This is a genomic window from Ruminiclostridium cellobioparum DSM 1351 = ATCC 15832, from assembly GCF_000621505.1.
Taxonomy (GTDB): domain Bacteria; phylum Bacillota; class Clostridia; order Acetivibrionales; family DSM-1351; genus Ruminiclostridium; species Ruminiclostridium cellobioparum.
In genome coordinates this window covers 178,729-190,201 of record NZ_KK211295.1, presented here as the reverse complement: position 1 = coordinate 190,201, position 11,473 = coordinate 178,729, and the positions used below count along the sequence as shown (strand labels likewise).

Annotated in this window: 9 protein-coding genes and 1 pseudogene; all 10 read left to right on the top strand. The window is 41.4% G+C overall.

Translation table 11 applies throughout. The annotated features are described in order from the left end of the window. Positions 1-951, top strand: a pseudogene (locus T344_RS0126090) (hypothetical protein); the annotation flags it as partial. Further along, entirely contained in the window at positions 948-1,604 is a 657-nt protein-coding gene (locus T344_RS0126085; protein ID WP_027631146.1) for an SMI1/KNR4 family protein, read from the top strand. The pseudogene T344_RS0126090 and the gene T344_RS0126085, both read left to right, overlap by 4 nt. Before the next feature lie 958 nt (positions 1,605-2,562). After that, positions 2,563-3,813, top strand: a complete 1,251-nt coding sequence (locus tag T344_RS0126075; RefSeq protein WP_027631145.1) for an IS110 family RNA-guided transposase — start codon at positions 2,563-2,565, stop codon at positions 3,811-3,813. 686 nt (positions 3,814-4,499) lie between these two features. Then, positions 4,500-5,966, top strand: coding sequence for an MBOAT family O-acyltransferase (locus T344_RS0126070; RefSeq protein ID WP_027631144.1), 1,467 nt, complete (start codon positions 4,500-4,502; stop codon positions 5,964-5,966). Between the two features lie 9 nt (positions 5,967-5,975). Continuing rightward, on the top strand, positions 5,976-7,004 hold the full coding sequence (locus T344_RS30125; RefSeq protein WP_027631143.1) for a hypothetical protein: 1,029 nt from the start codon (positions 5,976-5,978) through the stop codon (positions 7,002-7,004). A gap of 25 nt (positions 7,005-7,029) precedes the next feature. Next, positions 7,030-7,431 carry a hypothetical protein gene (locus tag T344_RS0126060; RefSeq protein ID WP_027631142.1) on the top strand — a complete coding sequence of 134 codons (402 nt, stop codon included), beginning with the start codon at positions 7,030-7,032 and terminating at the stop codon, positions 7,429-7,431. A 112-nt stretch (positions 7,432-7,543) separates the two neighbouring features. Next, complete coding sequence (gene murI / locus T344_RS0126055) at positions 7,544-8,320, top strand: glutamate racemase (protein WP_027631141.1); 777 nt, start codon at positions 7,544-7,546, stop codon at positions 8,318-8,320. Positions 8,321-8,459: 139 nt separating this feature from the next. Next, positions 8,460-8,840 (top strand): hypothetical protein, encoded by a 381-nt coding sequence (locus tag T344_RS0126050; protein WP_004626556.1) that lies wholly within the window; start codon positions 8,460-8,462, stop codon positions 8,838-8,840. A gap of 210 nt (positions 8,841-9,050) precedes the next feature. Then, the gene (locus tag T344_RS0126045) at positions 9,051-10,331 is read left to right on the top strand and encodes a glucose-1-phosphate adenylyltransferase (protein ID WP_027631139.1); all 1,281 of its coding nucleotides are present in this window, start codon (positions 9,051-9,053) and stop codon (positions 10,329-10,331) included. Continuing rightward, complete coding sequence (gene glgD / locus T344_RS0126040) at positions 10,328-11,446, top strand: glucose-1-phosphate adenylyltransferase subunit GlgD (protein ID WP_027631138.1); 1,119 nt, start codon at positions 10,328-10,330, stop codon at positions 11,444-11,446. Before T344_RS0126045 ends, glgD begins: the two co-directional genes overlap by 4 nt. Positions 11,447-11,473 lie beyond the last annotated feature (27 nt).

Genomic DNA, 11,473 nt, shown 5'->3' with positions numbered 1-11,473 from the left:
GGACAGGCCCAGGGAGGCAGTAAAGCAGAAGGCGGAGGAGACATCTTCGGAACCGTCAGGAGCGGCATACATAATAACCTCATGACACTAGGCCTTATAAACCTGAAGAAGCTTGGAATGCAGATATTGGCAGCAGGAGCAGCCAAAATATCAGGAGCAATACGGAAAATGCTCACTCCGAAGGTCAAATTCAAGCTGGGCAACGAAACCCATGAGCTGTGGGTGGAAAAAGGCCAGAACAGAAATGTTGTCATGATGGCAACTTATGAAAGTGACATACGAGTTAATAAGGATATTGACAAAGAAACCCTAAAACAGGTAGAATCAGGAATATCAGGACTTGAACAAGATACTCAAGTAACCGAAGCAAAAGTAAAAAAAGTAGCAGATGGTTTGGAATCCACAGACACGGGAGTAAGTGAAGCTGAATCTCGGTTAGACTATTTAAGAGAAAAATATGGAATAGTCACTCCTGAACAATTGAACAAGAGAATTAATGATAGATCAGGAATCACATTCTCACAAAGATCAAGTAATAGTATAATAAAACCAGGAGGTTATAAAACGAATGATGTTGATTTATATAAAAAGATGAATAAAAATAAAAATCGTGCACCAGGTTTTGGAACAACAAAAGTAGATGGATTAGTACAGGCACATCATCCAATACAAGATGAATGGGCTATACAGTGGGCTAGTGTAAATGGAAAACCTTATAATAGTAAAAATGCACCAACCATTTTACTTGAGTCTGTTTCAGGTTCATCACATGCTCAATTATCTTCATTACAAAGGACACGGAGAAGTAAGGAGGGGTATAATACAAGTATTAAACATGAATTTAATATAGGATATAGGGAATTATTGCAAGTTGGAGTAGAACCAAAAGCAGCAAAAAAAGCTATGAAGGAAGCCTATAGATACTTTGATAGTATAGGAGGATTTAAATGATTGATATATCAAGTTTAACTAAATTTGAACTTTATCATGCGGTTGATGATAACGAAATAGATAAAGCCGAGAAAGAGTTGTTTTTAAAGTTTCCGAAAGTGTTTAGAGAACTATTGCATTACACAAATGGACTTGTGGCAGATGATGGTGGAGTTATTTTTGGAACAGATATTATTGTTGAAAGAAACAGGACATATGAAGTTGATGAATATGCAAAAGGTTATGTTGCTGTAGGAAGTAGTGGAGGAGGAAAATTCTATTTAATGCCTGCAAATGTGGATGCAACAGAGTTATTACAGGTCGATTGTGGAGATATGACTCCTAAACATGCAAAATTGGTTTCCACAGATTTTGCATCTTGGATCAATAAAGGAGCCATAAATGTTGACATTATTGATGAGTGTGAAGAAATAACTTGTAATGAACTTTGTGACCTTATACTTATTGCACAGCCAGCAGGGGGTGCTCAGGATTTAAGAAAAATCCAAGAGAAATTTAATATAGACAAAGGGCTGTTTGATTTGTTGAAAGGATCTAAAAACTTACCATATTTAATGATGAAAGATATATCTTTAGATATTGCGACAAAAGATTTGTTGGAATTAGGTGAATTAAGCAAAATATTAAAGCTAGTACCAGCAGAAACACATTGAAGCAGTTTCTATTTCTAATGTAAATTCAATGTATACCATGTTTACTGAGGCACGTAGATAAAGTGGAATCAAGCAAATTTATTGAATTGGGTCTTAATGGGACATACATTCTCTGTTAAGACTTTTTCTTTTTTGTCACCGTAAAAGCCACAGATGTCAGTAATGACCACCTTGTAACCCCTTGGCAAATGCGGTAATTCTCATAATCTGACACAGATAGCAACTCAATTTCATCAATCCGACACCTATGCCAAATGCCTGTCAGCCCGCACTACGGGCTGATGTAATCCGAGAGGGGGTCGCTTGCGACCACCTCTCTTTATCCAGCATCATTTTCGACCCCTGGGTTCAGCACAATTTGTTCGGAAAAGTATCGAAACAAACAGTCGCCGAATTGCCCTCAAATTCCTTCTCAATCTGTGCATGAGTATTCGTACTTGATGGTCACTTAAAAATCGGAAACAGGGGTAACACGTCGCCACACAGGGGCAAGAGATTTTATGATTGAAATATGCTGCACGATCAATTCCTACAGCCCGGTTTTACTCAGTGCATGAGGCATAGCCCTTCCCCCCATGGTTCATGGTGAACCATAGCTAGACCGGCATTCTTGTCCATGCTAAAATGGGGGCAGCCGGGGGTTTAAGGGGGGATTTCCCTCAGAACTTTCAAAAAAGCACAATATAAAAAGCATATTCACACAGAGAGGATTAAATGATAATATTTTTCCTCTCTGTTTTTTTGTTCTGTTCTTTCCATTCAAAAGTCCTCAGAATCTACTTGCAATGCTTTTGCAACAGAGTTAATATCACACACAACAATTGAATCAAGGCTCATGATGCCAAGCACTGAAAAGCAGTGCAAATCACGTAATTTGTCACATGGAAAGTGGATAGGTTTACGCTCCCTTGCGGGTCACAAGACTAACGCTCATAAAGTGCGGTTGCCGGCAGGTTTTATGGAGACAAAGCAAAGAAACGGAGGAGATAGTATTTACAATAAGCGTAAGATGGCTTTTATAGGTATAGACATGCATAAGGACACACATACGGCAGTGGTTATGGACTGCTGGACAAATAAATTAGGCGAGATCACCTTCGCCAACAGACCGTCGGCCTATGACAAATTCATGGCTGATGTGAAATCGCTATACGGGGACTTGCAGCCGATATTCGGACTGGGGGATACCAGGGGCTTTGGACGGAACTTTGCTTCCTACCTTTTGGGACATAAATACACCGTCAAGCATGTAAATCCTGCCTACACCGATGCAATGCGTTCAAGCGCACCCATGTCCAGGAAGGATGACTCCTACGATGCCTTTTGTGTGGCAAGGATACTGAGGGATATGCTGGATACCCTGTCGGATGAACCGCATGACGATTTATTCTGGACGATCCGGCAACTTGTCAAACGCAGGGATTCCCTTGTCAAAGGCATTATTATTGCCAAAAACCAGCTGAATGCCCAGCTTACCTATGTTTACCCAAGCTACAAGCAATATTTCTGTGATGTGGATACCAAAACAGCCATGTATTTCTGGGAGAAGTACCCGCATCCCAGGCATCTGAAAGATGTACAGCCGGAAGAATTGCTGGAGGAATTACGGCAGGTGCATAGGGGTATGAGGGTAAAGAAGGTGCAGGAGATAATATCACTTTCAGAAAGAAACAGCCCGGAGGAGAAGGACTATCAGGATGAGCGTGACCTTGTTATCGGGGGCCTTGTACGGGAATTGAAGTTCAGGAAGCAGGAGAACGAGGATATTGACAGGGAATTGGAAAGACTGATACGACTCACAGGCTACAAGCTTCATACCATGCCTGGCATTAACCTTATCACAGCAGCTGGCATTATCTCTGAGATTGGCAATATTGAAAGGTTCTCCAACTCTGACAAGCTGGCTCGGTTCAGCGGTGTGGCTCCTGTCAATTTCAGCTCTGCCGGAAAGGGCAAAGACCAGCGAAGCAGACAGGGCAACAGGGTTTTGAACGCGATATTCCACTTTCTCGCCATCCAATTGGTGCAGGTAAATCCCAACGGTAAGGCAAGGCACCCGGTATTCAAAGAGTATTTTGAAAGCAAGCTCAAGGAAGGCAAGACAAAGCCGCAAGCCCTTGTCTGCATAACAAGAAGGGCTGTAAGGATTATTTACGGCATGATGCGGACAAAGACCGAATACAAGCCGTTTGAAAAGTTGGCAGATTGATGTTGTTTGAACTGTCATTATGGTAAGATAGAGTAGTAAAAAATGTAAATAAGCTTCTGTAAGGAGGCTTCATATAGAGTGAGTCTTTTAGGGGTAAGGAAAGCTGCAGGAAAACAACGGAGTATAGAGCTTCTATAATGCGGGAGTAAGTGAGGCTAAGGACGAAAATCAAGAAAGCAGTAAACTTGATTATGAATTAGTGAAAGAATATATTAGGGACATAGAGGGGCAACAGGGATTAGAATATCCAAAGTCCAGATACCGCATTTAAAAAATGCCCTTAGAAATACAGAGTAGCCACGTGTAACCCTTAGCAAATGCAGTAATAGCGAGTGATTCTTTTGGGAATTATATTGTTATTAGCCTTAATGATGAAACTCATGGTGAAATATATTTTAGCGATCATGAAAAGGGTGGCAAGCTGAAATTGATAAATATAACGGAATGATTCAGAAAAAGGCCGAATTAGATTAGTATTAAATATTTGGGAAACCACTCTCTCAGTGATTTTGCCCAGCTCCTGGTTGCCTTAATTATAAAAATGTAATAGGAATAGATATACTGTCTTTATCTTGCAGCAGCCTTTATTCCGGTTGCGGGATACATTTATCGGCCTCTGATATTGTTGTAAAGTCTTGGATTATGTAGTAAAATTCAAATGATGATTACTATATATGAGGTACATAATGTTATTCAATTCACTGGATTTTTTAATTTTTTTCCCCATAGTTACTATTTTGTATTTTCTGCTGCCGCAAAAGCTCCGGTGGGTTATGCTGCTTACAGCAAGCTGCATATTTTATATGTTTTTCGTTCCTGTGTACATACTGATATTAATTTTTACAATAATTATAGATTATATTTCGGGAATTTATATCGAAAAGCTGCAGGATAAAAAGAAAAAGCTCTTCCTGATTATCAGCATATTATCAAATGTAGGCATATTGTTTGTTTTTAAGTATTTTAATTTTTTCAATGAGAACATGGCTTATATGGCACGGCTGCTCCACTGGAATTATCCCATTGAAAATTTGTGGATACTGCTGCCCATAGGCCTGTCGTTTCACACGTTCCAGAGTCTCAGTTATGTTATTGAGGTGTACAGGGGGCACCAGAAGGCAGAAAGACATCTGGGGATATATGCGCTGTATGTCATGTTTTATCCCCAGCTTGTGGCAGGTCCCATTGAACGGCCTCAGAACATGCTGCATCAGTTTTATGAATACCATAGCTTTGACTACAAGAGGGTGACCTCAGGTCTGAAACTGATGGCATGGGGTTTTTTTAAGAAAGTTGTCATCGCAGACCGGCTGGCCCTGTTCGTTAATCAGGTTTATAACAACTCAAGTGAATATACCGGTTTTACTCTGATTGTAGCAACTGTTTTCTTTTCCTTTCAGATCTTCTGCGATTTTTCGGGTTATTCCGATATAGCAATTGGAGCGGCCCAGGTTATGGGCTTTAAGCTTATGACAAATTTCAGACGCCCGTATATGTCAAAGTCTGTTGCCGAGTTCTGGAGAAGATGGCATATATCCCTTTCAACCTGGTTTAAGGACTACGTATATATTTCCATGGGAGGCAACCGGGTTTCAAAGTCGAGGTGGATGCTGAACCTGATGATAACCTTCCTGATCAGCGGCTTGTGGCATGGCGCCAATTGGACATATATCATATGGGGAGGGCTTAACGGGTTATTCCAGGTCATATCGTACATAACCCGCAATGTGCGCCGGCGGGTTACCGGTGCATTAAACCTTGAAAAACTGCCGAGGCTGTATTGGATTCTCCAGGTGTCGTTTACATTTATACTGATCAGCTTTACATGGATATTTTTCAGAGCGAACAGTATGGCCGATGCGATGCATATAATAAGCCACATACCCGAGGGATTGCTTGATGCAGGTGTGATCAGAGCACAGCTGGCTGAGCTGGGTACCCTGGGCTTTGACAAATATTACTTTATTTTGAGCTTCATATTGATTATTATTATGGAAGGGGTACATCTGCTGGAGGAGTCGGGTAAAAACATGTGGGAGATTTTATCGACCAAACCGGCTATAGTCAGATATACTGCGTATTACATACTTATTTTGACTATTTTGCTTCTGGGAGAGTTTGGAAGCAATGAATTTATATATTTTCAATTTTAAGAGGTTTTTATGAATGCTGCTGTTAAACTGATTATAAAAATTGTGATTATCTCCATGCTGGCTTTGGCACCCACAACATACATAAATATGCATTATGACCCCTACGGGATTTACCGTACCGATTTCAGGGAGCAAAAGATTGAGCCCAACCAGCGCTTTATTAAGATCAGGTATATTTTGAACAATCCCGGTAAATATGATTCTTTCATGTTCGGGTCATCAAGGGTGGGAAATATTCCAAGTGAAAGCATACCTGACGGGAAGTATTATAATATGACTATTTCTCAGGGAATACCGTCGGAGCACCTTTACAATCTCAAATTGCTTCTGGATAACAAAATAAAAGTGAAAACCGTGATGCTTGGACTGGAGGATTTTTCATACAAACTGGAGCCGAGATCAGAGAATGGGGAGCTTATAACTGAACCATATTCGGAATCGGCAATTGAAAATTTAAAGTATTATATCAAGTATACTTTCAAAATGCCCGACAGAAATGTCCTTGAGCCATATATACATCCAAAGGACGGGGAATTCCCGGTTTTTTACGATATATACAACTCGGGCAGACCTATACATACTGAAATAGACGAATACATAAATACACATAAGGATGAACACATTAAGGATAAAAAATTTAAAACCCCGTCGGTACATAATACAAATTTCATGGACCAAACGCTGAAGGATATTCAGGAGTTTGTGGATTTATGCAATAAGAATTCCATAAAATGCATTGTTTTTATCAATCCTACATACAAGGCCACCTATACTGCAAATAATCCCGTACAGTTTATGGAGTTTAAAAAAAGGCTGACGGGTATAACCGATTTTTATGATTTCAGCGGCATCAATTCCATAACGGGAGATCCGTTCAACTACTATGAGACTTCACATTTCAGGGTATTTATCGGTGAGAAAATGCTGGCCAGGATGTTTGATAACTATAATAAAGTGCCGGTGCCCGAAGATTTCGGCGTTTTGGTTACAAAGAAAAATATTGAACAGCATCTGAAAATGCTGAAGGAACAACTTTGAGTTAATGCATCACATGGAGGTTATCATGAAGAATATTTTAAAAGTACTGGGGCTGAGTATTCTTGAATCTGTCGTAATAATAGTTTTGTTGATATCCATAGTCAGGCTTAACCTGACCATGACAGGCATCTATATTATTTACGGGATATCGGCCGTAGTGTTCCCGCTATTGCTGTTGTTATTGTATAAATGGTTTTTGGGCAGGGAAACACTTGTAATCGTCCCCGTAAGCCTGATATTTGCGGCCCTCTATTCTTTGGGGGTTTCATTGTACAGCTATTATGGTGTGAGCAGTTTCTCAAGCATGTTCAGGGAATTGATGTATTTTATATACTTTTTGCCTTCGGTTATTTACTGTGGGGTGGGATGGATCATTTTTGCCGTTATTATGAAATTTTCCAGGGAACCGCGCAGAAGGGAAATATAACGGGGCAGCAAATGTCCGCTTCCTCTTTAGGGGCATAATAAAGTATGACATGAGTTGAGTACAGTATTGATGCAGAATAATTGCAGAACACAGGAGGAGAGGAGTTTATCCTATGAAAAACGATAGTATAGGCTTTTTGGATTCGGGTTTTGGGGGAATAACAGTTCTGAGTGAAGCGCTGAGACAGCTTCCTGATGAAAATTATATATATTATGCCGACAATGAACATGTGCCTTATGGAACCAAAACCAAGGAAGAGGTACATAATTTTGTTTTTCAGGCAGTGGATTTTATGGTGGGAAAGGGCATAAAAGCTCTGGTGGTGGCATGCAACACCGCAACAAGCATAGCGGTCAGGGACTTGAGAAACAAGTATTCCTTTCCTATTGTAGGCATGGAGCCCGCCGTTAAACCGGCGGTGGAAAACGGTAACGGAAAGCGGGTTCTTGTTTTTGCCACACCCCTGACACTGAAAGAGGAAAAGTTTCATAATCTGGTACAGAGGGTAGATCATGAGCATGTTGTTGATTACCTTGCCTTCCCCGAACTGGTGGAGCTTGCCGAGAGTATGATATTCGACAGGGAAAGGGTCGGCCCGGTCATAATGGAAAAGCTGAAGGAATATGACCTCAACAACTACAAGACCTTTGTTCTGGGCTGCACTCATTTTCCGATATACAAGAATATTTTCAAGCTTGTCCTTCCGGGACATATCGATGTCATAGACGGAAGCAGCGGAACAGTGAGATACTTGAAATGTCTCATGGAGGAGAAGGGAATACTGAATACTTCCGGAAAGGGAGGGCATATAGAGTTCTTTGACTCCGGGGTCCGGATCATTAATGAGGAAAGACTGAAAATTTTCAAATGGCTTTTGGCAGAATGTTGATAATGTTAATTTTATAATGTAACAAACCTCCAACCGTTAACATAATATGTAATAACCCTAATAATAAATTTGATTTGTCAAAGGGCATTCCGGCCTGAGATTATCAGATGTATTTAATGTTGTGGAAGGAGAGGAGAATATGTCAGAAGAGTTTAACAATAACCATGGCGGTCTGAGCTTAAACGGTGATATTGCAAATGCCTTATGTAAAAGAATCGGTGAAACTGTTACTATATTTACAAAGAGCGGCGGAATGTCAGGCTGTGGATTTACAGGGGTGCTTTTAGGGGTTAATGAGTGCTTTGTAAAACTGTTAAGTCAAATTGGTCCCGCACCCGGATGTGCACTGGGCAATTCCTGCAGCGGAACACCCTATGCAAACGGTATAGGCTGTATGGGCAATATGGGTGACAATATGGATAACGGGTACGGAAATAACGGATACCCTATCAGATCAGTCGGATCAGTTACCGATATACCTATTGACGCTATTGCTGCCTTTACCCATAATGCAGTATAGTCGTATTTAAAGATAGCACCGCGCGTGGTAAAACTCCGTCGTACCTGCCCCTTGGAAGCAGGTAGGGCGGGGTTTTTATTTTATTTTGACCCATTATATTTTTCATCACAGAAAGGAATAATTGGAGTAGATGTAGAATTAATATTAATAAATGTAATAACTTCGATTACGCAGCATATATGACAAAATGAATTACCGGGAGTTGATGCAATGATTAAAAAAGAAATGATAGCGTTGTTACTTGCCGGAGGACAAGGGAGCAGGCTCGGTGTCCTCACAAAAAATGTTGCCAAACCCGCAGTTTTATACGGCGGCAAATACAGAATAATTGATTTCTCCCTCAGCAATTGTACCAATTCGGGCATAGACACCGTAGGTGTCCTGACCCAATATCAGCCCCTCAAGCTCAATTCCCATATCGGCATAGGAAAACCCTGGGATATGGATAGGATTGACGGCGGCGTCACAATATTATCACCCTATTTGAAGGCTGAAATGGGTGAATGGTTCAAAGGTACTGCAAATGCGGTATATCAGAATATTCATTACATAGATAAATACTCTCCCCAGTACGTTGTAATACTGTCCGGAGACCATATCTATAAAATGAATTATTCCAAAATGCTTGATTTTCATAAAGAAAATAATGCAGATGCAACCATCTCAGTTATTAATGTTCCCTATGAAGAGGCAAGCCGCTACGGTATCATGAACTGCCATGAAAACGGCAATATATATGAATTCGAGGAAAAACCGAAAAATCCCAAAAGCACACTGGCATCAATGGGTGTTTATATATTTAATTGGCAAACACTCAGGAAGTACCTTATAAAGGACAATGAAACACCGGGCTCGGACAATGACTTCGGTAAAAATATCATCCCCGCCATGCTCAAGGACGGAAAGAGCATGTGGGCATACCAGTTCTCGGGATATTGGAGGGATGTAGGTACGGTGCAGGCCTTCTGGGAATCAAATATGGATCTGGTGAGCAGAGTTCCGGAATTCAATCTGTTTGATCCCGAGTGGCGGATTTATACCCCCAACCCTGTCAAGTCGGCACATTATATCGGACCGGCTGCCAGCGTCAAAAAATCCATGGTGGCGGAAGGCTGCCAGGTTCACGGAACAGTAATAAATTCAGTTCTGTTCCCGGGAGCGGTAGTTGAGGAAGGGGCTCTCATAGAAGACTCCATAATAATGTCAAATTCCATCATCAAAAAGAATTCCTCTGTTAAAAGGTGCATCATCAGCGAATTTGTAACTGTCGGTGAATATTGCAGACTTGGAGAGGGAGAGGACGTGCAGAACGAATATAAGCCAGGTATATACAACTCCGGAATAACAGTAGTGGGTGAAGAGGCGGATATACCTGACGGTGCGGTAATAGGCAAAAACGTAATGATAGATATAGGCGCTGCTGCCGGGGATTTCCCTTCCCTAACTGTTGAGTCGGGCAAAAGCATATTCAAAGGGGGTGTCCGGGAATGAAAAATGTAATGGGTATTATTTTATCGGGCGGTAAAAGTACAAAGTTAAAAGAACTCTCAACAATGAGATCGACCCCTGCCGTACCGGTGGGAGGAAAATACAGGGCGGTGGACTTCGTCCTGTCCAATATGGTCAATTCCGGTATTACCAATATCGGCGTCATAACCCAGTACAGCTTCAGGTCACTGATGGACCACCTGGGCTCGGGCAAGGAGTGGGACCTGGATAGAAAGAATGACGGATTGTTCATATTTCCGCCTTTTCTGTCCGATGAAAGCTCTGGCTGGTACAGGGGTACTGCCGATGCCATGTACAATAACCTCACCTTCTTAAGGAGAAGTAATGAGGAGTACGTTGTCATATCCCAGGGAAACTGTGTCTATACCACTGCATTTGATGAAATGCTGCGTGCTCACAAGGAAACAGATGCCGATATAACCATCATGTACCGTGAAATGAACGATGTTCCCATCGATGAACTCACAAACATGGGAATACTTCAGGTTGACAGCAGCCAGAGGGTTATAGATTTCCAGGAAAAGCCTGTGAATCCTAACACACTTCTGGCTTCCCTCGGCACATACATGATAAAGCGTGAGCTGCTGATAGCCCTGCTGGAGGAAAGTGTCGCCCATGGCTATTATGATTTTGTCATGGACATAATAATAAAAATGCTGCACAAGCTGAAAATATACGGTTATAAATACAATGGCTACTGGAGGAGCATATCCTCGGTCCAGATGTACTATAAGTGCAATATGGAGCTGTTGAATCCTGAAATCAACAGGGAGCTTCTGGGCACGGCAAAAGTATTTACCAAGGTAAAGGATGAAGCACCTGCAAAATACAATGAAGAGGCAGAGGTCAGAAATTCGATAATCGCCGACGGGTGTATAATAGAGGGAACAGTTGAGAACAGTGTGCTTTTCCGCGGGGTTACCGTCAAGAAGGGAGCTGTTGTAAAGGACAGCATAATCATGCAGGGCAGCGTAATAGAGGAAAACTCCACACTGAACTACGCAATCCTGGATAAGAACGTCACACTGTCCAAAAACAGATGTCTGAAAGGCGAGGAAACCTGGCCCATCATCATAGGGAAGAACGTAATAGTATAAAAGCGGCAAAGGAAAAAGTATGAAATA

Excerpts from the sequence above, each read along its gene's own strand:
- T344_RS0126085 (WP_027631146.1), top strand. The coding sequence starts at position 948 with ATGATTGATATATCAAGTTTAACTAAATTTGAACTTTATCATGCGGTT.
- T344_RS0126045 (WP_027631139.1), top strand. The coding sequence starts at position 9,051 with ATGATTAAAAAAGAAATGATAGCGTTGTTACTTGCCGGAGGACAAGGG.
- T344_RS0126050 (WP_004626556.1), top strand. The coding sequence starts at position 8,460 with ATGTCAGAAGAGTTTAACAATAACCATGGCGGTCTGAGCTTAAACGGT.
- murI (WP_027631141.1), top strand. The coding sequence starts at position 7,544 with ATGAAAAACGATAGTATAGGCTTTTTGGATTCGGGTTTTGGGGGAATA.
- T344_RS0126075 (WP_027631145.1), top strand. The coding sequence starts at position 2,563 with ATGGAGACAAAGCAAAGAAACGGAGGAGATAGTATTTACAATAAGCGT.
- T344_RS0126060 (WP_027631142.1), top strand. The coding sequence starts at position 7,030 with ATGAAGAATATTTTAAAAGTACTGGGGCTGAGTATTCTTGAATCTGTC.
- T344_RS30125 (WP_027631143.1), top strand. The coding sequence starts at position 5,976 with ATGAATGCTGCTGTTAAACTGATTATAAAAATTGTGATTATCTCCATG.
- glgD (WP_027631138.1), top strand. The coding sequence starts at position 10,328 with ATGAAAAATGTAATGGGTATTATTTTATCGGGCGGTAAAAGTACAAAG.
- T344_RS0126070 (WP_027631144.1), top strand. The coding sequence starts at position 4,500 with ATGTTATTCAATTCACTGGATTTTTTAATTTTTTTCCCCATAGTTACT.